Here is a 23316-nt window from a genome sequence, read left to right as displayed (position 1 = left end):
CGAGACTCGAAGCAATCCGCCGACGACGCACTGAGGCCGATCTCGCGCCTTCGCGGGATCGGCCTCAGGGGAGAACTGAACTCAGACCATCTCCTCCACAGGAACAGCGTCCTTGGTATCGGGGTCCATGAGCGTACCGGCCTTGCGGTCGGCCAGGTACTTCTTCATTTCCTTCTTCACCACCGGCATCAGCATGTAGAGGCCAAGGATGTTGATGAAGGCACAGAGGAACAGTGCGGCATCCGCGAACTCCACAATCTTGCTGAAGCTGGCGATGCAGCCGATGACCACGAACACGCAGACGAGGACACGGAAAACTGTGACTGCCCCCTTCGACTTGCCGAAGAGGTAAGCCCAAGCACGCTCACCATAGTAGGCCCAGGTGATTAGCGTGGAGAAGGCAAAGAGCGCGACAGCGATCGCCAGCAGCACCGGATACCAGCCAGCCACTGTGGAGAAGGCGTCCGAGGCCAGGGCCACGCCGCCGATCTCACCCTGTCCAAGGTCGTTGGTGTACGAGGGCTGGTTGGCAACGATGATGGTCAGTGCGGTCATGGTACAGACGATCACGGTGTCCACGAAGGGTTCGAGAAGTGCTACGAAACCTTCCGAAATGGGCCGACGAGTCTTGACTGCCGAGTGTGCGATCGCGGCCGAACCGATGCCTGCTTCGTTGGAGAAGGCTGAACGCTGGAAACCGATGATCATGACGCCGACGATGCCGCCGGCAACTCCCTGCGGTGCGAACGCTCCGTCGAAGATCTGGCCGATGGCCGTTGGGATCTGGCCGAAGTTGATAGCCAGGACCAAGAGGCAGGAAAGAACGTAGAAGATGCCCATGGCGGGGACAAGCTTGTCAGTCACGTGGGCGATCGACCGGATTCCACCGAGGATCACGAGACCAACGAGGCCAGCGAAGATGATGCCGAAGATCAATGACGCCGCAGGGCCAGCGAGGAAGCCGTCTGCGCCGCCGGTAGCGGTGCGAACCTGAACGAAGGTCTGGTTGGCCTGGAACATTCCGCCGCCCACGACGCCGAAGATGAGTATGGAGACTGCGAAGATTCCGGTCAGCAGACCGGCGATGGGCTTGGAGAACTTGCGGAACGCGATTGGCAGGTATTTGAAGGGACCGCCGTAGACGACGCCGTTCTCGTCGATCTCTCGGTATTTGACACCGAGGGTGCACTCGACGAATTTCGTGCACATACCGAGAAGGCCGGCGATGATCATCCAGAAGGTAGCGCCGGGACCGCCGAGGGCGATAGCCACACCGACACCGGCGATGTTGCCGAGGCCGACGGTGCCGGAGAGCGCCGAGGCCAGTGCCTGGAAGTGGGTGATCTCGCCCGGGTCGTTCTTGGACGAATGTTTGCCACGGATGATTTCGAGCGAGAGCTTGAATCCCCGGGCTTGGATGAACCCGAAATAGATGGTGAAGATTAAAGCCGCGCCGATGAGCCATAGCACCACGAAGGGGAAGGAAATCGGTCCGAGCGTAATGGGAAAGAAGATGATGCCACCGAAGAAGGTGGCGATCGGATCGAACCAGGAGTTGATTGCATCATCAACCGGAGATTTGGGGGCATCTGCTGCCCATAACAAAGTGTTCATGGTGCAATAACCTGCCGTACCCCGAGGAAGGTATCAAGCACTATCGCACCGGTAGTGGATACAGTTATCCAACTGTTACCTACATCACACCTGATGGGCTGTTCTGAGATGCACGTCTCATTCTGTGTCCTAGACTGAAATCATGACTCAGAACCCCAATCAGCACAGATATCCCCCGGCCCAGCCACCAGGACCGCAGCAGAACCAGCAGCGTCCTGACCGCGGATCTCGACAGCATCCCGGCAATGGGCCCCATCAATCCCCTCCGGGCGGCCCGCAGGCGCCCCCGGGAGGACCTCCAGGCCGGGGCCGAGGACGTCCTGCACGAATTGCGTCAGCGGAGGGTGAACGTGTCAGGGAAAGCTCGGCCGGAGGCGTGTCGGGCTACTTCGCCATCGTAGGCGGCGTCATCCTGCTGATTCTGGCACTCCTGCTCGCGGTGTTCGGACTCATCATGACAGTGGCACAGGCGGCGCTCGGGGTCATCCTCATCGTGCTCGGTGCCGTCATGTTCATTGCCGCGATGTTCCTGTTCAAGGGATGCACGTCCGTGGCTCCTGGCAATGCTGTCGTCCTGCAGCTCTACGGCAAGTACGTCGGCACAGTGCGCCAATCGGGACTGCGCTTCGTCAACCCCTTCTATTCGAAGATCCAGGTCTCCACGCGCATCCGCAACCACGAGACGTCGACGCTCAAAGTCAATGACCTCGATGGCAATCCGATCGAAATCGGCGCAGTGGTCGTCTGGCAGGTCCAAGACACGGCTCAGGCACTGTTCGAAGTCGATGATTTCGAGGAGTTCGTCGCCATCCAGGCTGAGACCGCTGTACGTCACATCGCGAACTCCTATGCGTATGACTCCTCGGACCCGAACCGTATGTCCCTGCGCGACAATGCTGATGAGATCACGTCGAAACTCTCCAGCGAGGTCGCAGCGCGAGTCGCCGCCGCCGGTGTGACCATCATCGAATCGCGCATCACCCAGCTGGCCTACGCGGCCGAGATCGCCCGCGCCATGCTCCAACGCCAACAGGCGACAGCCGTCGTGGCAGCCCGCCAGCTCATCGTCGAAGGTGCTGTCGGCATGGTCGAGACCGCCATCGAGCAGATCGAAGGACGCGGCATCGTCACGCTCGGTCATCTCGAGCGCAGCGATCTCGTGTCGAACCTGATGATCGTTCTCTGCGGCGATCAGGCCGCCCAGCCGACCATCAGCACCACGCGGAATCAAGAGGCCAAGAACTGAAACGTCCCGCCACTGATCATGGTGATCAGTGGCGGGACGCCTCGTGGTCGCGGGCTCAAATCAGTCACACGAGCGCGGACACGGTGCTCAGTCTTCGCCGATGATGACGAACGAGGCTGGCAAGGACTGATGAGCTTTCTCGTCTGTCGGCTGAGTCTTGGCCTTCGGCTTCTGACGGGGAGCTGCCTTGACCGGTTCGGCCTTAGCCACCTTGGTAGCGGTATCGGCTCCGATCATCAGCGGAAGCTCTGCAGCAGGCACATCAGGCTTCTGCGTCTTGACAGGCTTCGTCCGGGCAGGCTTCTCCTGGGCGGGTTCGCCCTGATCGCCCGTGTTCTGTGGGGACGTGTCCTGTGGGGACTTGTCCAGGGTCGGCTCTGATGATCCCTCTGACTTCGCATTCGAGCGTTTACGGTTATTGCGTGTCCGGGATCGACCCGATTTGCCACCGCCGTTTGCATCGGCGGAATCATTGTCCTGCGAACCCTTGGACGACTCAGAGTTCGTGGACGACTGGGAGCCTTTCGACGCCGAGATGTCCTGTGAGTTCTCGTTGTCCTTTGACTGCGACTCATCCTTCTTCAGGGTGGCCTTTGCGATGGCGGCAACGGCCGAACGCGAGGCGTCGTTGGTCGCGGTATCGGTCTGGATATCGGAGCCGCTGGACTTCGCCGCCGGCTTGTTGTCACCGCGGCGCTTGCGATCACGTTTGCTGTTCGAGTTGTCGTTGGATACGGACCGATTGCCGTGGTGGGCCTTCGAACCGTCCTCTTCTGAACCCGGCAGCAACAGCCCCCGACCAGAAAGGTCGGCCCCGGCGCTGACCAGGGACTCTGCGAGTCCAGTGCCGATGCGCTTACGCGTCATCTGCACGAGACCCAGAGACGTCACCTCGGCGACCTGATGCTTGGTCCGGTCCCGGCCCAGGCACTCAACGAGTCGACGCACGACGAGGTCCCTGTTCGATTCGAGGACCATGTCGATGAAGTCGACGACGATGATGCCCCCGATGTCACGCAGACGCACCTGACGGATGACTTCTTCAGCCGCCTCCAGGTTGTTGCGGGTCACGGTCTCTTCCAGGTTTCCACCTGAACCGGTGAACTTACCGGTGTTGACGTCGACGACCGTCATGGCCTCGGTCCGGTCGATGACCAGCGAACCACCGGAAGGAAGGTTGACAGTACGCTGCAGCGCCTTCTGCACCTGCTCCTCGACCCGGTAGTGGTCGAAGATGTCTTCGTCCTCGCTGTAGCGGTGAACGCGATCGAGCAGATCCGGTGCCACCGCCTCGACATATTCGTGGATGGTGTTCCAAGCGCTGTCGCCGTCGATGACCAGAGACGAGAAGTCCTCGTTGAAGACATCGCGGATGATCCGCACGATCATATCCGGCTCGCTGTAGAGGAGCTGAGGGGCCAGTACCTTCGTCGACTTCGACTTCTTCTCGATTGTTTCCCACCGATTCGCCAGTCGTTCGACGTCCCTGCTGAGCTCCTTGTCCGTGGCACCTTCGGCCGCGGTGCGCACGATGACTCCGTTCGAGTCACCGACGAGTTCCTTGAGGAGCTTCTTCAGTCGGTTGCGCTCAACGTCGGGCAGCTTCCGTGAGATGCCCGTCATGGAGTTGCCGGGCACGTAGACGAGGAAGCGTCCCGGCAAGGAGATCTGGCTGGTCAGTCGGGCACCCTTGTGGCCAACCGGGTCCTTGGTGACCTGGACGAGGACCGGGTCGCCGGGGCTTAGAGCAACCTCGATGCGACGAGCCTTGCCGTCCATGCCGAGAGCGTCCCAATTGACCTCACCGGCGTAGAGCACAGCATTGCGGCCCTTGCCGATGTCGATGAATGCGGCTTCCATGCTGGGAAGCACGTTCTGGACCTTGCCCAGGTAGACATTGCCGATGAGAGAGGACTGCTGGCGGTTCTCTTTGAGGTAGTGCTCGACGGTGATTCCGTCTTCGACCACGACCAGCTGGGTCTGCTCTCCGCTTTCCCGCACGAGCATGGTCCGGTCGACGGACTCACGACGAGCCAGAAATTCAGCCTCGGTGATGACGGGGCGGCGACGACCTGCCTCGCGGCCTTCCTTACGACGCTGGCGCTTGGCCTCGAGGCGAGTCGAGCCCTTCAACGAGGTCACTTCGTCATTGTCGGTGCTGCGTGAGCGTGAACGGCGGCGACGACGGCGACGTGAACCATTGTCATCATCATCGTCGTTATCGTCATCATCGGAGTCGTTGGTCTTATCCGGCTGGTGGCCGGAGTTCTTGTCGTCAGAGGCTTTGTTATCTGTGGACTTGTTCGAGTCCGACTTGTTCGAGTCCGACTGCTGACTCTTCTTGTCCGAACGGTTGCCGGAGCGAGAATCACGACTGTTCGAGTGAGAGTCGGAATCATCGTCGCCGGAATCGTGTGCGGACTGCCCCGAGTCGTCGTTGTCGGAATCGTTGCCGTTGTCATCGCGTCCACGGGAGCGTCGTCCCCGGCCGCCGCGGCGGCGACGACGGCCACCGGAATCGTTCGAGTCGTTGTCCTCGGAGTCGTCACTCTGGCCGCGGTTGCTCTCGCTGCCAGATGATTCGGATTCGGTGTAGCCCGAATCGTTGTAGTCCTCGTCGCTGTCATCAGAATCGTAGTTATCGTCCTCGACCTGAACAGGCTGGGCCAGTTCGGCCTTGGGCACCTGGAAGATCAGTCCGCCGTCGTGGGGCACGGCGGGTGCGCTGCGCGGGGTGGGGGCTGGTGCGGGCTCCGCCGATGGTGCGGCGAATGGGTTGCGGGGATCGAATGCAGGAGCTGGGGCCGGCGCTGGAGAAGCGTCAGTCGCGGCGTCTGCGGAATCGTCGTCAGCGTCAGAGGAATCGTACGCTTCGCTCCCCCGGTCATTGTTCGTCGCATTCTGCGTTTCCCCGCCCGGTTCACGGACGAACTGTTCGAATACGAGTCTTCGGTTGGCTACGGCGTCGCGTGCCTTCTTCGGTGCAGCGGACTTCTGTGCGGGAACGTCATCGACGTCCTCGTCCGAGTCATCATCATTCGATTCAGGAATACGCAGAGATTCAGCAGCCTCGGCGATGGTATCGAGCTTTTCCCTGATGCTTTCGTCGACATCCCCATGAGAGGAGTCTGCGGTGTTCGCAGACTGCTGCAGATTAGCGAGATCAGCGAGGATGCCCTCTGTTCCTTCGTTGCCGTCGTTCGACGCGTCATTCATTATTTCTCCCAGACCGAAGACTCCGTCCACACCTCACGGATCTTCGGATCCTTGCATGGCCCAAGTCGGGCCGAAACTTGTGGATGGCACTTCCAGCTCGCGCTCAGCGCGTAGGCCTTCCGTGCTGCCTCTTCTTGGTGTCGACCTGCGAGGTCATACCCTCGACTCGGTGGAGGCACTTCTCCTACTCGGTGTGAGAGCAGGTATCCGTCCGATCATTATGTCACAGATCGGCCCGGGTGCCTCCGCCGATGTCGACCGCAAATGGTCTCCGTCACACTGAGATTGCGACTTTTCACAGCAGCCACCGTTTGCCGAGCGGTGCCTGGGGAGGCATTCTTAGAGTGTGAATACCGCAGACACTCTTCCTGACGACGACATCGACGTGGTACCGCAGACCCGATCTTGGGTGCTGCGACCGACGAGTCTCGGCATCTTCCTCATTGTGGCCTCCGTCGTCGGCTTCTTGGCGTCCTTCGCTTTGGCCGTCGAGAAGTACGAGAAGTTGGAAGATCCCAACGCGGTGCTCTCCTGTGACCTCAACCCGTTCTTCTCCTGCGGATCGGTGATGGAGGCTCCTGAGAGTCAGCTCTTCGGCTTTCCCAACCAGCTTCTGGGAATCGGAGCCTTCATATTCCCTCTGCTCCTCGGCGTGTTGCTTTTGGCCGGAGCGAAGATCCCGCGGTGGGTGATGGTCGGGCTCAACATCGGCCTCGCTCTCGGCACCGCGCTCGTCATGTTCTTGTTCTATATCTCGATCTTCAAGATCGGCGTCGGCTGCCCCTGGTGCATGGTGGTGTGGACGATGACGATCCCGATGTTCGTCGCAGTCACGTCCCACAATGTTCTGGCCGGCAATTTCGGTGCTCGGCTCGCCCAGAATCCGATCGCCAGGGTCTTGGCCAAGGAGAACGTGGCGATCTTCGTTCTGTGGATGCTCGTCATCGCGGCCAGCATCGTCGTCCAGTTCTGGAACTTCTTCTCGACTCTGATCTGAACCGAAGTCCTGAACTGAAAAGACGCGGGTGTCCTGCCGCAGATTCTTCCGAGAAAGCTCTGCCGCAGGTCACCCGCGTCTGTGCGCAGAGGGATCAGGCGGAGTACCAGATTCCGATCTCGCGTTCGGCAGATTCAACGGAATCGGATCCGTGCACGAGGTTCTTCTGAACCTTCTCGCCCCAGTCGCGGCCCAGGTCGCCGCGGATCGTGCCGGGCGCTGCTGCCGTGGGGTCGGTTGCACCTGCCAGTGAGCGGAACCCGGGGATCACGCCCTGGCCGGAGGCGATGATCGAAACGATCGGTCCTTCGGACATGAAGTCGACGAGGGGCTGGTAGAAGGGTTTGCCCTCATGCTCCGCGTAGTGAGCGGAGAGTTCCTCCGCGGTCGCGGTCCGCAGCGACAGCGCGTCGATGGCGTACCCCTTGGCTTCGATCCGAGCGAGGATCTGTCCCACGAGTCCACGCGCGACACCATCGGGCTTGATGAGGATGAGAGTGCGTTCCATTCCGGTCCTTTTCGTTTGTGCGATGATCGGCGGTCATAGTTTAACCGCCGTTGAGGTCATTGATATCAACCGCCCAGGCGGTTCAGGCCCGTTCGGCCACTTCTCTGTCGATCCGTGCCGACCAGTACACCGACACCGCCCACATGGCGATGAAGATCGCTGCGACGAAGAACATCGAGGTGACGAGGAATCCCGAGGCCAGCAGAAGGATCTGCACGACCCAGCCCAGCGCCACGCCAGGCCGTTTCTGGCCGATCCGACGTGGCAGCAGCACCACCGCCACGATCGCCAGAACCGCGATCACGGAGGCACCGAGGAGGAGCTGGCCCAGGCTCAGAGACCCTGCGGCCTTCACTTCCAACCCATAGGCGGTGAGCACTGCGAAGTAGACGATGAAAAGCTCACAGATCAGGATTGACCCGCAGAGGACGGGAAACTTCGACTTCATCAGCTCATTCCTCCTTGCCCAGCAGCAGACGTGCCTCGGCCACTGTATGCAGTGACCCTGTGACCACGATTCCTGGACTCGTCGCCCCTGAATTGTTCGCCAGGTCGATGGCCTTCATCAGCGCCGCATTGAGATCCGGTGTCTCGATCACCGAGTCCTCATCCACCCATTCGCGGACGGACTCTGCCAACTCATGGGCATCCATAGACCGGGAATTCAACGCTTGGCTGACGACGAACACATCGGCACTGCGGTGGAGCTCCTCAAGTACGCCGAGGATGTCCTTGTCGGCGAACATGGCCAGGACCATCACGGTGTAGTCGAAGTCGAATGCTTCGGTGATGGTTTCGGCCAGCACGTGGGCGGCGTCGGGGTTGTGCGCCCCGTCGACGACCACGGCCGGGCCCGTGCGAACAAGCTCGGCACGTCCAGGAGACGTCACATGAGACAGACCTTCGGCCACTGTGTCAAGGACGAGCGGCTTGTCCTCATCGCTGAGGAACGCCTCGGCCGCGACCACGGCCACAGCGGCGTTGTGTGCCTGATGGATGCCGTGCAGCGGCACGAAGATGTCGGTGTAGACATCACGAATTCCCTGCACTGTGATGAGCTGTCCGTCGACGGCGCGGGTGCGGTCGAGCAGACGGAAATTACGTTCCTCAGTCAGCGCGAGAATACCTCGGCGCTCCACCTCGGCGTCCAAGGCAGTCTGTGCCTCTTCGGCCTGTGCACTGATGACAGCGACCGGATTCGGTGCTGGTGAGGGGTCGAGACTGCGGTTGAGGATTCCGGCCTTGGTGGTGGCGATCTCGGTAAGCGTGTCGCCGAGGAACTCTTGATGATCAAGACCGACCTTTGTGAAGACGCAGACCTGAGCATCGGCGACGTTCGTCGAATCCCATTCGCCGCCCATGCCCACTTCGGTCACCACAACGTCGACGGGGGCATCGGCGAACACGGACAAAGCCAGGATCGTCAGCGCCTCGAAGAACGTCAGCTTTCCGCGCTCTTCGGCAACGAGTTCCGCATCGACGAGGTCGAGCACCGGTGAGATCTCGTCATAGATGCGGACGAAGGTCTCGTCCGGGACAGGACCGCCGTCAACGGAGATCCGCTCGGTCACAGAATGCAGGTGCGGGCTGGTGAACCGGCCCACTCGCAGATCGTGAGCGGACACGATCGAATCGATCATCCGAACGGTCGAGGTTTTGCCGTTCGTGCCGGTGACGGTGATGACCGGTGCCGCCTGGTGTATGTCACCGAGGAGCTCACAGGCACGTCGGGTCGCATCGAGTCGGACTTCGATCTGAGTCTCCCCAGCCCGCGCCAGCAGTGCTGCATAGACGCGGACGATCTGGGAATCTGGAGTCTCGACGCGCTCGTCCGGGCTCATGCTCGGCTCACAGCGAGACGTGTACCGGCGGGCAGTTCCTCAGGGGTGAAGACCTGCCCCGCACCGTCGACGTCAGCGAAGTCGAGTGAGGCGGCCAGTGTCTCACCGGCGATGAGTGCCTGGTGGGCTCTCAGCGCGGCTGCCAGGTCCGTCTCCGCCTCGATGACGACTGTGATCCGATCGGAGATGTGCAGGTCCAGCTGCTTGCGGATTCCCTGGATGGCACGAACCGTGTCACGAGCGACGCCTTCGGCCTCGAGCTCGGGGGTGACTCGTGTGTCGAGTGCCAGGAAGCCGGTGTCGAGCGCGGCGAGTTCCATCCCCTCCGTGCCGGATTCTGCCACGGAATCCAGAGAGTATTCGCCCTCGACCAGATCGATGCCGCCGCTGGTGACCGTGCCGTCGTCGGCGACCGACCAATCGCCGGTCTTCGAGGCTTTGATCACCTGCTGCACTTGCTTGCCCAACCTGGGGCCGGCGGCGCGGGCATTGACCACAAGATTCTGTGACAGGGAGAACCCGGCAGCTTCCGCCTCGGCGACATCGAGGACTTCCACCTCACGGACGTTGAGCTCATCGGAGATGATGTCAGTGAACTCGCTGCCCAGGTCGGTGTCATCGGCAACGGTGAGCTTGGCCAGCGGCAGGCGCACCCGCAGCTGGTTGGCTTTGCGCACCGATGAGGCAGTTGAGCAGATGTCACGCGTCAGGTCCATTGCGGACACGAGATCGGCATCAGCGGGGAACAGGCCGGCATCCGGATAATCAGCCAGGTGAACCGACCTCTCACCGGTCAGTCCGCGATAGATCTCTTCGACAGTGAACGGCAGCAGCGGGGCCGCCACACGGCAGAAGGCTTCGAGGCAGGTGGAAAAGACGTCGAAGGACTCATGTGTTTCCTCGGTGCCGTCCCAGAAACGACGACGGGAGCGGCGCACGTACCAGTTGGTGAGCATATCGAGGTAGCTGCGAACCAGTTCGCAGGCCGCCCAGATGTCGAGGCCCTCCATTGCGTCTGCGAAGTCTGCGATCAGGTCGTGGGTCTTCGCCAGCAGGTACCGGTCGAGCACCTGGCTCGAATAGTAGCGGGCTTTGGCCTGGTACCCGGCCTTCTCGCCATCGGCTCCGTCTGCGGTGTTGGAATAGGTGGCGAAGAACTGCCAGGTGTTCCACAGCGGGAGAACGACCTGTCGCACGCCGTCACGGATACCCTGCTCTGTCACGACGAGGTTGCCGCCGCGCAGGATGGATGAAGCCATGAGGAACCAACGCATCGCATCGGAGCCGTCACGGTCGAAGACCTCGTTGACGTCAGGGTAGTTGCGCAGCGACTTCGACATCTTCTGTCCATCTGAGCCCAAGACGATGCCGTGGGAAATGCAGTTGGTGAATGCAGGACGATCGAAGATCGCTGTCGAAAGCACGTGCAGTAGATAGAACCAGCCACGCGTCTGTCCGACGTACTCCACGATGAAGTCGGCCGGGAAATGGTTGTCGAACCATTCCGAGTTCTCAAACGGGTAGTGGACCTGGGCGTAGCTCATGGATCCTGAATCGAACCAGACGTCGAAGATCTCAGGGATACGGCGCATCATCGACTGACCGGTCGGATCGTCAGGGTTGGGTCGGACCAAGTCGTCGACCCAGGGCCGGTGCAGGTCGACTTCGCCCTGGTCATTGAGCGGCAGGCGCCCGAAGTCGGCTTCGATGTCGGCCAGTGATCCGTACACATCGGTGCGGGGATACGAAGGGTCGTCGGAGGTCCAGACCGGGATCGGTGAACCCCAGAAGCGGTTGCGCGAGATCGACCAGTCTCGTGCGTTCTCCAGCCATTTCCCGAACTGTCCGTGCTTGACGTTGTCGGGCACCCAGTTGATCTGTTCGTTGAGTTCGACCATGCGGTCCTTGAACTCGGTCACCCGGACGAACCAGGAGGACACGGCGCGGTAGATCAGCGGATTGCGGCAGCGCCAGCAGTGCGGGTAGGAGTGTTCGTAGGATTCGTGACGGACGAGCAGCGCCGAGCGACCCTCCAGCGGACCAGTGGAATTGCGCAGGTCCTTGATGATGGCTTTGTTGGCGTCGAAGACCTGCTGGCCTGCGTAGTCGGCCACCGTGGAGTCGAAGCAGCCGGCGTCGTCGACAGGACGGGCCGCAGTGATGCCGTAGGAGTCGGTGAGGTCCTTGTCCTCTTCGCCGAAGGCTGGAGACTGGTGGACGATTCCGGTGCCTTCGTCGGTCGTGACGAAGTCGGCTTCGAGGATGGTGTGCATCCGTTCGCCGAATTCTTCCTGTCGGCCTTCGAAGTACGGGAAGGCAGGCTCGTATTCGCGTCCGAGGAGTTCACTGCCGGAGAATGTGCGCAGCACCTCGGGGTTCTCCCCCAGCTCACGCTGGTAGGTGCCGAGGCGGGCCTCGGCAAGAATCAGGGTCTTACCCTGCAGTTCCGCAGCGCCGTCCTCACCAGCGACGACGGCGACCAGTGGGATCTCAGGGTTGATCGCGACAGCCTGGTTGGACGGAACAGTCCATGGCGTCGTGGTCCAGATGAGGACCCATTCGTCGGACTCTTTGAGCTTGTAGCCGATGGTTACGGCAGGGTCTTGGCGCGACTTGTAGACATCGTCGTCCATCCGCAGCTCGTGGTTCGACAGCGGAGTCTGGTCTTTCCAGCAGTAGGGCAGGACGCGGTAGCCCTCGTACACGAGACCCTTGTCCCAGAGCTGCTTGAACGCCCAGATCACGCTTTCCATGTATTCGACGTTCAGCGTCTTATAGTCGTTCTCAAAATCGACCCACCGACCCTGGCGGGTGACGTACTCTTCCCATTCCTTCGTGTATTTCAGCACAGAGGAACGGCAGGTGTCATTGAATGCGGCCAGGCCCATTCCGCTGATCTCAGACTTATCGGTGATGCCCAACTGACGCTCGGCCTCAAGCTCTGCGGGGAGGCCATGGGTGTCCCAACCGAAACGGCGATCGACCTTCTTACCGCGCATGGTCTGGAAGCGCGGGACAACGTCCTTGACGTATCCGGTCAGCAGGTGACCGTAGTGGGGCAGTCCGTTGGCGAAGGGAGGGCCATCATAGAAGACGAACTCGTTCTCACCATTCTGCCCGGCATCACGCTGGTCGATGGAGGCTTGGAATGTCTCGTCTTGCTGCCAGTAGGCGAGCACTGCCTCTTCGATGGCGGGGAAATCCGGCGAGGCACTGAGGCCGAAGGCCGAGGTCGATACCTTGGGATACAACGGTTGCGTCATGAGCGTCCTTTTGAGTCACTGCGGTCACTGTCACGAGGACGACATGTCTGCCGCGGTACCACCTCGCTTATCCGCTTTCAACGACTGTCGGGTGAGACAGACGATCGGCAGATCGCTCATAGCCGGAGTGATGACGGGTCCAACCGCCCGGTTCTACTGGGTGCGCACTGACCTGCCGAAGTCTTCGGCGAGGATCGAACGCACTGTTCTTCCGGATGCTCCCCGGTGATGGCCGGATCGATGCACCCTCAATCGTATACCGTGGCCCGGGGTGTCGACCATTCGCCGTATCCGGGTAGTCCGTGATCGAGTCTGTGTAGGTCTCTGACCCCTCGTGTTCAATGACCCTGATTATCCGTGTTCAGAGACCCGGGTTGTCCGTGTTCAGAGGCCCTGATTGCGTGCGACTTTGTGTTGTGCGGCCTGCGCGATCGGTCTGATCACCATCAGATCGACGTTGAAGTGGTGTGGTCGGGTCAGGGAATAGACCACGGCATCGGCGACGTCTTCTGCGGTGAGTGGATTTTCCACCCCTGCGTAGACTTTGTCGGCTTTGTCCTGGCTTCCACCGACTCGTTTCAGAGTGAACTCTTCGGTGGCGACCATGCCGGGGGCGATTTCGATGACGCGCACTGGTTCACCGGCGAGCTCGAGTCGCAGCGTCGCTGCGATCGAGTGTGTACCGTGCTTGGCGGCAACGTACCCGCCCCCGCCTTCGTATGCCTGGTGTCCGGCGGTCGAGGACATGACGACGATGTCTCCGCGCCCGGATTCGATCAATGCGGGAAGGAATGCCTTGACGACTCGCAGCACTCCGAGGACGTTGACGTCGAACATGTCACGCCAACCCTCGACTGAGGATTCAGCGACGGTGTCGGTGCCGTAGGCAGCTCCCGCGTTGGCGACCAGAGAGTGCACCGGTCCCCCAGCCAGCACCTCGGCGGTAAGAGCTGCCACTGCGGCATCGTCGGTCAGGTCGGCCACGACATAGCTGGCACCGGTCTCTTCGCACAGTGCCTGCAGCTTCTCTTCTCTCCGGGCTACGGCGACGACGTCCCAGCCCTGCTCTCGCAGCTGGCGAACCGTTGCCGCACCGATTCCCGAACTCGCGCCTGTCACGACTGCTCTGAGTGTTTCCATCGCTGTGCTTCTCCATGCTTCTTCGTCGTTGTTCGTGGTTCCAGGTGTGCAACTTCCCGCGGGCTTCCACCATCTGCTTGAGACCCTGCACGTTGGGGCCATTGTTCAGTCTACGGAGTGCCATCCGAGTCTGCCGGACGGATCGACAAACACAGCGCTGGAGGTAACACGCTGAGAGCCGAACGTCACGGGCTAAGCGCTGGTGGCGTCCGGATCACTCACCTGATCCGATTTCCGTATCTCTTCCGGTTCTTGCCTGGGACTGATCTTGCTTGTTCCAGCAGGGCGTGGAGTCGGCTTCGAATGTGGATTGCGGGGACCGCCTTCGCCGAATACGGCGCGCACGCCGGGAATCTTGACCGCCAGCCACGTCACGGCAGCACAGATGACCGTGTAGACGAGCGGCATCGCGATCGCGTGGATAAGAACACCAGACACGGTCGTCGGCAGACCCATCTCGTTGCGCACCGGGTAGAGCACCAGCGGGTGGAGCAGGAACACACCGAAGGAGTACGGGTAGAACCAGTGCAGAAGGCGGAATCCGTGATTCATGTGATGGTGGAGCAGGAGGTAGGCGGACAGAGAGGCGATGACGACGCCCGGTGAGAGGTACTCGTAGGGGAATACCCACGGTTTTTCGCCCGGGCCGAGTCCGGCCCAGACGATGGTCATCGCGATCGAACCGGCAAGCGCCAGCCAAGACAGCACGACGCCGCGGAAGGGGAGCACCACGTCCCGGAGCACCCAGCCGAGGATGTAGAAACCGGCCATCGGCAGGAACCGGGTGGCGATATTGGCCTCACCCACATCGAAGATGATGCTCGCCCACTGGTCGAGCATCCCGATCCCGAGGAAGATGAGTCCCGTCCCCCACTGCAGTCGCCGCGAACCGTGGACACTGAGCAGCCGGAAGAACGGTGTCAGCAGAGTCAGCCCGGCGAGTACGTAGAGGAAGTAGAGCTGTACGAACGGCGAACCGGTGAGGATGGCAATTCCCGGGTTCCAACCGTCATCGGTCGGGAGCAGATAGAAGCGCCTGAAGAGGACGTAGACGGCAGTCCAGAACACGAGGGGGATCCCGATTCTCCAGACGCGTTTGCTGAGGAATCGGCGCGGTTTATTGCCCCGCGCCGGGTCCAAAGCCAGTGCGCCGGAGATCATGATGAACACGGGAACTGACCATCTGGCGGCGGAGTCGAAACCGTTGGCGACCCACCAGTCGGGTCCCATTCCTGCGTAGTTCTCTTCAACGACGGTTCCCAGCGAATGGATGGCGACGACTGCCACGATCGCGATCGCGCGAGCGGGGTTCATCCACGCGGTCGAGGTAGGGGGCAGGTTCTCTGATCCGATTCTGTCCAAGGGCGCCATGGTCCAATAATCTCATTTTCGGCCGCCGAAGCATCTCACGCTCCATTCAGTGTGTGTCACGGTCCCAAACGAACTAGGTCGCTGCATCGGATGGCTGAAGTTCACTCACGCCGGTTGACCGGTTTGGCCCCAGGCCTCCCGGGTGAGAAAATCAAGAATTATGAACACACCTGCCTTTTCGGACTCGACGCACGAGTCAGTGAACCTGCCGGATAAGCCGGCTCTTGAGGGACTTCGGGACAAATGGGACGCCGCGTGGAGCGACAGCGGAGTCTATGCCTTCGACGTCGATACGGATCGCGAGCAGGTCTATTCGATCGACACTCCCCCACCCACCGCCTCCGGGTCTCTGCACGTCGGCCACGTCTTCTCCTACACTCAGACCGACATCATCGCTCGGTATCAGCGTATGCAGGGCAAGAACGTGTTCTACCCCTTGGGCTGGGATGACAACGGTCTGCCGACGGAACGGCGCGTCCAGAACTACTACGGCGTGACCTGCGATCCTACCCAAAGCTACGACCCGAGCTTCGAGCCACCTGCGAAGCCGTCGAAGAACTCTCGTGACTTCGTCAAGATCTCCCGTCAGAACTTCATCGAACTCTGCGAGACTCTGTCGGCCGAGGACGAGCAGATCTTCGAACACCTCTTCCGTTCCACCGGCTTGTCCGTGGACTGGAACTACACCTACCGCACCATCGATGACACCTCGCGTTCGGTCAGCCAGAAGGCTTTCCTCGCCGATCTCGCGAACGGCCATGCCTACTCTCAGGACGCACCCACCATGTGGGACGTCACCTTCGGCACCGCCGTTGCACAGGCAGAGCTCGAAGACCGGGAGAAGGACGGCGCCTACCACAAAGTCAACTTCTACCCTGAGGGCAGCGACGGCCTTGCCGACACCTCGGCGGAAGCGATCGTCATCCTCACTTCCCGTCCGGAGCTCATTCCTGCCGTTGTCGCGCTCGTGGCCCACCCCGAGGACGAACGTTACGCCTCGTCCTTCGGCACCCGGGTCGTCTCACCGCTCTTCGGAGTCAGCGTCGAAGTCCGCGCCCATGAACTTGCCAAGTCGGACAAGGGCACCGGCATCGCCATGGTGTGTACCTTCGGTGACCTCACCGACGTCACCTGGTGGCGTGAACTCGACCTGCCCACACGTGCGGTCATCAACCGTGGCGGTCGACTCAGCCTCGAAGTCCCCGAATGGATCGCAGCATCACCGAAGACAGATGCTGTCGCCAACTACGAGAAGCTGGCGGGTAAGACCACCTTCACCGCCCGCAAGGACATCGCCGGGATGCTCGCCGAATCCGGTGACCTCATCGGTGAGATCGAAGCGATCACCCATCCTGTGCCGTTCTACGAGAAGGGCGACAAACCCCTCGAGGTCGTCACCTCTCGCCAGTGGTACATCCGCAACGGCGGACGTTCGGCTGAACTTCGCGATGCGCTCATTGCCCGTGGTCGCGAGATCGAGTGGCATCCCGCGTTCATGCGCTCGCGCTACGAGAACTGGGTGGAAAATCTCAACGGTGACTGGCTGGTCTCTCGCCAACGCTACTTCGGCGTTCCGATTCCGCTGTGGTACCGCTTGGATTCGGCCGGGGAACCCGATTACTCGGATCCGATCATTCCCGAATCTCTGCCCACCGACCCCATCGCCGAGGTGCCGGCCGGCTTCACGGCCGACCAGCGTGACGTGCCCGGCGGCTTCACCGCCGACCCGGATGTCCTCGACACCTGGGCGACGTCGTCGCTGACCCCGCAGCTGCTGGGCGGTTGGAGCCGCGACGAGGACTTCTTCTCCAAGGTATTCCCCTTCGACCTGCGGCCCCAGGGTCACGACATCATCCGCACCTGGCTGTTCTCGACTGTCGTCCGGGCGAACTCGCTCAATGATGCCGCTCCGTGGAAGCATGCCGGTCTGTCCGGATGGATTCTCGATCCGGACCGCAAGAAGATGTCGAAGTCGAAGGGCAACGTCGTTGTCCCCTCAGACATACTCGGCGAGTCGAAGCCGGGATTCGGTCCCGACGCGGTGCGCTACTGGGCCGCCAGCGCCAAGTTGGGTTCTGACACCGCCTATGACGTGACGCAGATGCAGATCGGGCGCCGACTGGCGATGAAGCTGCTCAACGCGTCGAAGTTCGCTTTGGCCCAGGGCGTGCACTCCGGGCTGGTCGGCCAGCTCGGATGTGTGACGCACGATCTCGATCGTGCGCTGCTCAAGAAGCTCGCCGATGTGGTCGAAACCGCTTCGGCTCATATGGCGGCCTACGACTACGCGCACGCTCTGCGTGCCGCGGAGAGCTTCTTCTGGGAGTTCACCGATGACTACGTCGAGCTCGTCAAGGACCGGTCCTACGGTGCCGCGGGCGAGGACGACCAGCTCTCCGCTCACGTCACGCTCGCCACCGCTCTCGACGTGCTTCTGCGTCTGTTCGCCCCGATCATGCCCTTCGTGACCGAAGAGGTCTGGTCATGGTGGCGGACGGGATCTGTGCACCGGTCACCGTGGCCCGAAGACGAACAGCTGGCCCATCCGGAAACGTCTGTGGATCCGGACCTGCTGGTCTCTGTCGCCTCCGTGCTCACAGAGATCCGGCGGACGAAGACCGAGGCGAAGGTGTCTCAGAAGACTCAGGTGGCCAGCCTGACCATCCATGCGCCTGCACCTGTGGTCTCCGCAATCGGCAGCGCACAGAACGATCTGATGGCCGCTGGACGCATCCAGAATCTCGTCACTGAGGAAGAGGGTGAGGAGATCACGGTTGCCGCGATCGACTTCGTCGATCAGGACTGAGTGTTCCGGACCTTCCCGCGACCAGCGTTTGTTCCAAGATCAACACAGAGTTCTCCGGTCTCTATGGGGTCCAGACACATACGATGGATTCGATAGTTGAAGGAGTGCATGGCTTCTTCATGGACGAAAGGCCCTTGAACTATGAGAAGTGAACTCTTTTCCAAGCGAAATGCAGAGATCCAGAACCAGGAACGCTGGACTCTGCAGTCGAACAAGATGCTGCGCACAGTCATCACGCCCAATACACCCATGATCGCTACGAAAGGCGCCATGGTTGCGTATCAGGGCGATGTCCATTTCGCTCACCAGGGTTCGAAGTCGGTGGGACAGTTCATGAAGAAGGCCGCCACAGGTGAGGGCGGCAATGTGATGAAGGTCGAGGGCCATGGCGAAGTATTCTTCGCGCGTGAGGCCTCGAACATCTTCATGATGGCGTTGGAAGGCCAGCAGGATGCACTGACGGTCAATACCGCGAACCTGCTGGCCTTCGATGATGCCCTCAATTGGGAGATCAAACGTATCAAGGGCGGAATAGGAGCCATGGCCAGCGGCTCAGGCCTGTTCAACCTCGAACTCAGCGGCGCAGGCACCGCCGCCATCTGCTGCAAGGGCGAACCGATGGTCCTCGACTGTTCCCAGCAGCCGACGTTCGTCGACCCGCAGGCCGCGGTGTGCTGGTCCTCGTCTTTGGCACCGCAGATCAAGACGGATGTCAGCGTGGGAACCTTCTTCGGTCGTGGCTCGGGCGAATCGATCCAGCTTGCCTTCCACGGCCCCGGATTCGTCGTCGTCCAGCCCGCTGAGAATGCTGTGTACACTCCTCAAGCCTGATCAGGCTCATACGAGACCGAGGTGGCCCGGATCAACTTCCGGGCCACCTCGGGTTCGCTGTCTCGACTAAACGTCTTCTCGACTAGACCCCTCAGGTCACCGACGTGCGCGACTGCTGCTCTCCCCCACGTTCCACCCGGTAACGGCGGAACGTCGGGAAGAAGAGCGCACAGGCGAGGACCAGCACGATGACCATGAGGCCTCCTCCGGCGGAGGCAACCGTCGTGTTCGTGAACTCAGCGACCGTCCCATGCAGCACATCAGCTATGCGGGGCCCGCCTGCGACCACGACGATGAAGACACCTTGCATGCGTCCACGCATATCATCACTGGCAGCCTCCTGCAGCATCGTGGAGCGGAAGGCAGAGGAGATGATGTCGGCGCCGCCGCCGATGGCCAGACCGAGGAGTGCCAAGATCAGGGCTGCCGTCCAATACCCGGAGGCGAACTCCAAGGACAGGCCGAACAGCGACATCGCGACACCCCAAACGATGATCGAAGTGATCACCGCCAGGCCCTGCCGTTCGATGCGGGAGACCCAACCGGAGAAGATTCCTGCCAGTGCGCTGCCTACCGCCAAGGATGCGAACAGCAGCGAAAACACAATGCCTCCGGCGGGCGGTCCATTGAAGGTCTCGGCCGCGATCTGTGGGAACAGTGCCCTGGGCATACCGAACACCATGGCGATCACGTCGACCAGCAGCGAGACCATGACCACGGTGTTCGTTCCCAAGTAGCGGAAGCCGTCGATGACTCCCTTGAAACCGGAGCGGGTGTCGGGCTGTTTCAAAGGCACCAATGCAGGCAGACGCATCACCGCGTAGAGAGTCGTCGCCAGGAACAGTGCGTCGACGACATAGAGCATCTGGTAGCCGACGACCGGAATCAGTGCCCCACCGATGATCGGTCCGGCCACGGCGCCCAGCGTCATAACAGTCATATTGAGCGAGTTGCCAGAAGGAAGAAGCTCAAGCGGAATGATCGTCGGAAGGAGAGCACCCTTAGCCGGCTGGTTGAGGCCGAAGAAGGCCTGTTGCAAGGAGAACACGCACAGCAGCAGCCACACGTTGTCCAGCTGCGTCAAGGCGATGAGAGCCAACAGTGAGCTGGCGATGATCAGCCCGACAGTGGAGATGATGAGCAGTTTGCGACGGTCGATGACGTCGGCCAGTGAACCACCCCAAAGCCCGAAGATGACGAGGGGAATCAGACCGAAGACGCCGCTGAGACCCACGTAGGCGGAGGATCCGGTGATGTGATAGATCTGCGCGGGAATGGCAACCACCGTCATCTGAGCACCGATGACGGTGACTATATTGGCCAACCACAGCCGACGGAAGTTGACGTATTTCAGAGGCCGGGTGTCAGCGAACAGCCTCATCTAATGAGACGGGTCAGGCTGATTTTTTGGATGTTCGAGGCTGCTCGCGAGGCACCAGCGTCGGGGCGGCATTCTTTTCCACGACGTCTCTGGTCACGACCACCTCGGCGATGTCCTCCCGGGAGGGCACATCGAACATGACCGACTGCAGAACCTCTTCCAAGATAGACCGCAGACCACGTGCCCCGGTGCCGCGCAGGAGCGCGAGGTCGGAGATGGCTTCCAATGCGTCGGTCTCGAAGCGGAGTTCGACATTGTCGAACTCGAACATGCGCTGGTACTGCTTGATCAGAGCATTCTTCGGTTCTGTGAGGATAGATATCAGGGCGGCACGATCGAGTGTGGAGACGGTGGCCAGCACTGGCAGCCGCCCGATGAATTCGGGGATGAGCCCGAATTTCAGCAGATCCTCGGGCAGGATATCGGCGTAGAGGTCTTCTTCGTCGTTCTTCGACTGCAGGAGTGCGCCGAATCCGATGCCGTGTTTGCCCTTTCGGCCGGCAACGATCTCCTCCATGCCTGCGAATGCGCCGGCAACGATGAAGAGTACGTTCGTGGTGTCGATCTGGAGGAAGTCCTGGTGCGGATGCTTGCGTCCGCCCTGTGGCGGCACGGAGGCCTGTGTACCCTCGAGAATCTTCAGCAGCGCCTGCTGGACGCCTTCGCCGGAGACATCGCGGGTAATCGAGGGGTTTTCCGATTTGCGAGCGATCTTATCGATCTCATCGATGTAGATGATGCCGTGTTCGGCCTTCTGAATGTCGAAGTCCGCGGCCTGGATGAGCTTGAGCAGAATGTTTTCGACATCTTCGCCGACGTATCCTGCTTCGGTCAGTGCTGTCGCGTCTGCCACTGCAAAGGGCACATCGAGTCTCTTCGCCAGTGACTGTGCGAGATAGGTTTTGCCGGATCCGGTGGGGCCTACGAGGAGGATGTTGGACTTCGCGATCTCGACTTCGGTGTCGTCTGAGCCCAGAGTCTTCGTGTCTTCGTCACTCTGCAGGGAGCGGATCCGCTTGTAATGGTTGTAGACGGCAACGGACAGGGCCTTCTTAGCAGGTTCCTGACCGACGACGTATTCCTGGAGGAAGTCGAAGATCTCGCGCGGTTTGGGCAACTCGATCTCGGTATGCTCGGCGGTGCCTTCGCTGAGTTCCTCTTCGATGATCTCGTTGCACAGCCCGATGCATTCATCGCAGATGTAGACTCCAGGTCCGGCGATGAGTTTCCGAACCTGCTTCTGGGATTTCCCACAGAAGTTACATTTGAGCAGGTCTGCTCCGTCCGCACTGCGAGCCACTGTCACAACCTTCCGCCGGGGCACCTGGCCCCAACTCTACCGCTCGTGTTTCCTGTACCTCAATAGCTTCCCATACGGGACTGACATGAGCCGTCAGCACCGCTATTCGGTGTGTCGGAGAAGTTGAACGCACCCACGCTGTCGAGAAGGCCCAAACTACTCGCCGCTTCACCCTGTGGCAACTTCACAGCACAGACGGCATCGGGCCCGGACAGTCGACGACTGTCCGGGCCCGAAGTTGTCGGTGTGCCTCAGACCGCCTTGCGGGAGGTAAGCACCTGATCGACGAGTCCATAGTCCTTCGCCTGTTCGGCGGTGAGGAAGAGGTCACGCTCGATGTCGTTGGAGACCTGCTCCGGTGACTTGTTGGAGTGACTCGATAGGGTCGTCTCCAGCCACTGACGCATCCGGAAGACCTCTGCGGCCTGGATCTCGATATCAGAGGCCTGGCCCTGGCCCGAACCCTCCATCGCCGGCTGGTGGATGAGGACTCGAGCGTTGGGCAGAGCCAAACGCTTGCCCGGAGTACCAGCTGCGAGCAGAACGGCAGCAGCCGAGGCGGCCTGACCGAGGCAGACCGTCTGGATCTCCGGCTTGATGTACTGCATCGTGTCGTAGATCGCGGTCATCGCAGTGAACGAACCGCCCGGTGAGTTGATGTACAGCGTGATGTCACGGTCAGGGTCCTGTGATTCGAGGACCAGGAGCTGGGCCATCACGTCGTCGGCGCTCGTGTCGTCGACCTGGACTCCCAGGAAGATCACGCGATCGTCGAAGAGCTTCGTGTAGGGGTCCTGGCGTTTGAAACCGTAGGGAGTCCGCTCTTCGAACTGGGGCATGACATAGCGGGACTGCGGCATGTTGCCGGCGGTGGACCCTGGCATAAAGTTCATTGAATTCATTCTTCCTTGGCTCCCACTCAGTTGTCGGTGACGTCGGACGAACGGGCCACCATCTTGTCGATGAAGCCATATTCCAGGGCTTCTTCGGCGGTGAACCAGTGGTCGCGGTCGTTGTCCTTAAGGATCTGCTCGAGCGACTTGCCGGTCTGCTCGGCGGTCAGCTCGGCCATCTGCTTCTTCATGTGCAGAATCAGTTCAGCCTGGATCTTGATGTCCGTGGCTGTACCACCGATGCCACCCAGAGGCTGGTGCATGAGAATACGAGCATGAGGTGTGGCGTAGCGCTTGCCCGGAGCACCGGAGGACAGCAGGAACTGTCCCATAGAAGCTGCCATGCCCATCGCCACTGTCGACACGTCCGGTTTGATGTACTGCATCGTGTCGTAGATCGCCATTCCCGCGGTGACCGAGCCACCCGGGGAGTTGATGTACAGCGAGATGTCCGCGTCGGGATCCTCTGCAGCCAGCAGCATCATCTGTGCACAGATCGCGTTGGCGTTGGAGTCACGCACTTCCGAACCGAGCCAGATAATGCGCTCTTTGAGCAGGCGGTTGAAAATATGGTCATCGAGACCCATTGCCCCACCGGCGTCGAGGCCGACGGGCGCTGTCATTTCATGTGCGCTCACGTTTCACTCCTGTTGGTCTTTGGTTGGCTTGATATGGACTCTAACTGCTCACCGGTCGGATTTAGTCCGTCGGAGCGCCTGTGTTCGCCATCAGCGTGATCGGGCACAGAATTCGCCCAAGTCTGAGCTCGCACCTGCCGCCCCAATTGTGGCCAGCCGAATCGGGACAGGCCGGAGTGCAGCCGACTGGGGCCGACCGGTCCACATTTGCGAATGGGTGGTCACAGAATAGCGAAACGGTGGGCACGGAATATCTCCCGTGCCCACCGTT

16 protein-coding genes are annotated in these 23316 nt (G+C 60.8%); 4 read left to right on the top strand and 12 right to left on the bottom strand.

Annotated elements, in window-relative coordinates:
• Window positions 1–81 precede the first annotated feature (81 nt).
• Entirely contained in the window at window positions 82–1614 is a 1533-nt protein-coding gene (locus tag INT29_RS14515; protein WP_096158687.1) for an alanine/glycine:cation symporter family protein, read from the bottom strand.
• Window positions 1615–1990: 376 nt separating this feature from the next.
• Here INT29_RS14515 and INT29_RS14510 point away from each other — a divergent pair, with 376 nt between their 5' ends.
• Window positions 1991–2860 carry an SPFH domain-containing protein gene (locus INT29_RS14510; RefSeq protein ID WP_193072063.1) on the top strand — a complete coding sequence of 290 codons (870 nt, stop codon included), beginning with the start codon at window positions 1991–1993 and terminating at the stop codon, window positions 2858–2860.
• Window positions 2861–2947: 87 nt separating this feature from the next.
• Here INT29_RS14510 and INT29_RS14505 read toward each other — a convergent pair whose 3' ends face one another.
• Window positions 2948–6076, bottom strand: coding sequence for an Rne/Rng family ribonuclease (locus tag INT29_RS14505; RefSeq protein WP_193072062.1), 3129 nt, complete (start codon window positions 6074–6076; stop codon window positions 2948–2950).
• A 346-nt stretch (window positions 6077–6422) separates the two neighbouring features.
• Between INT29_RS14505 and INT29_RS14500 the strand changes: the two genes are divergently transcribed.
• Window positions 6423–7073 (top strand): vitamin K epoxide reductase family protein, encoded by a 651-nt coding sequence (locus INT29_RS14500; protein ID WP_193072061.1) that lies wholly within the window; start codon window positions 6423–6425, stop codon window positions 7071–7073.
• Window positions 7074–7167: 94 nt separating this feature from the next.
• Here INT29_RS14500 and ndk read toward each other — a convergent pair whose 3' ends face one another.
• From ndk to INT29_RS14470, 6 genes are all read right to left on the bottom strand, one after another.
• Window positions 7168–7581 carry a nucleoside-diphosphate kinase gene (gene ndk, locus INT29_RS14495; protein ID WP_101574736.1) on the bottom strand — a complete coding sequence of 138 codons (414 nt, stop codon included), beginning with the start codon at window positions 7579–7581 and terminating at the stop codon, window positions 7168–7170.
• A gap of 82 nt (window positions 7582–7663) precedes the next feature.
• A complete protein-coding gene (locus tag INT29_RS14490; protein WP_101574737.1) occupies window positions 7664–8029 on the bottom strand; it encodes a DUF4233 domain-containing protein in 366 nt (121 codons plus the stop codon).
• A 4-nt stretch (window positions 8030–8033) separates the two neighbouring features.
• Entirely contained in the window at window positions 8034–9422 is a 1389-nt protein-coding gene (locus tag INT29_RS14485; RefSeq protein ID WP_193072060.1) for a bifunctional folylpolyglutamate synthase/dihydrofolate synthase, read from the bottom strand.
• A complete protein-coding gene (ileS, locus tag INT29_RS14480; RefSeq protein WP_193072059.1) occupies window positions 9419–12685 on the bottom strand; it encodes an isoleucine--tRNA ligase in 3267 nt (1088 codons plus the stop codon). Before ileS ends, INT29_RS14485 begins: the two co-directional genes overlap by 4 nt.
• Before the next feature lie 384 nt (window positions 12686–13069).
• Complete coding sequence (locus INT29_RS14475; protein WP_101574740.1) at window positions 13070–13825, bottom strand: SDR family oxidoreductase; 756 nt, start codon at window positions 13823–13825, stop codon at window positions 13070–13072.
• A gap of 192 nt (window positions 13826–14017) precedes the next feature.
• Window positions 14018–15196, bottom strand: coding sequence for an acyltransferase (locus INT29_RS14470; RefSeq protein WP_226831282.1), 1179 nt, complete (start codon window positions 15194–15196; stop codon window positions 14018–14020).
• 160 nt (window positions 15197–15356) lie between these two features.
• On the opposite strand from INT29_RS14470, the gene valS reads away from it, so the two are divergent.
• Together valS and INT29_RS14460 are read left to right on the top strand one after the other, a co-directional pair.
• Entirely contained in the window at window positions 15357–18002 is a 2646-nt protein-coding gene (gene valS, locus INT29_RS14465; RefSeq protein WP_193072058.1) for a valine--tRNA ligase, read from the top strand.
• Between the two features lie 141 nt (window positions 18003–18143).
• The gene (locus INT29_RS14460; protein WP_193072057.1) at window positions 18144–18833 is read left to right on the top strand and encodes an AIM24 family protein; all 690 of its coding nucleotides are present in this window, start codon (window positions 18144–18146) and stop codon (window positions 18831–18833) included.
• A gap of 91 nt (window positions 18834–18924) precedes the next feature.
• On the opposite strand, the gene INT29_RS14455 is transcribed toward INT29_RS14460, so the two are convergent.
• The 4 genes from INT29_RS14455 to INT29_RS14440 all read right to left on the bottom strand — a co-directional run bounded on the left by INT29_RS14455 (window position 18925) and on the right by INT29_RS14440 (window position 23030).
• Window positions 18925–20214, bottom strand: a complete 1290-nt coding sequence (locus INT29_RS14455; RefSeq protein ID WP_193072056.1) for an MFS transporter — start codon at window positions 20212–20214, stop codon at window positions 18925–18927.
• A gap of 13 nt (window positions 20215–20227) precedes the next feature.
• Window positions 20228–21514 carry an ATP-dependent Clp protease ATP-binding subunit ClpX gene (gene clpX / locus INT29_RS14450; protein WP_101574744.1) on the bottom strand — a complete coding sequence of 429 codons (1287 nt, stop codon included), beginning with the start codon at window positions 21512–21514 and terminating at the stop codon, window positions 20228–20230.
• 251 nt (window positions 21515–21765) lie between these two features.
• Complete coding sequence (locus INT29_RS14445) at window positions 21766–22407, bottom strand: ATP-dependent Clp protease proteolytic subunit (RefSeq protein WP_101574745.1); 642 nt, start codon at window positions 22405–22407, stop codon at window positions 21766–21768.
• A gap of 26 nt (window positions 22408–22433) precedes the next feature.
• Complete coding sequence (locus INT29_RS14440; RefSeq protein WP_101574746.1) at window positions 22434–23030, bottom strand: ATP-dependent Clp protease proteolytic subunit; 597 nt, start codon at window positions 23028–23030, stop codon at window positions 22434–22436.
• Between the last annotated feature and the right edge of the window lie 286 nt (window positions 23031–23316).

Origin of the sequence: Brevibacterium sp. FME37, from assembly GCF_014897485.1 — a bacterium.
Taxonomy (GTDB): Bacteria; Actinomycetota; Actinomycetes; order Actinomycetales; family Brevibacteriaceae; genus Brevibacterium.
This window is presented reverse-complemented; position numbering and strand designations above follow the sequence as displayed.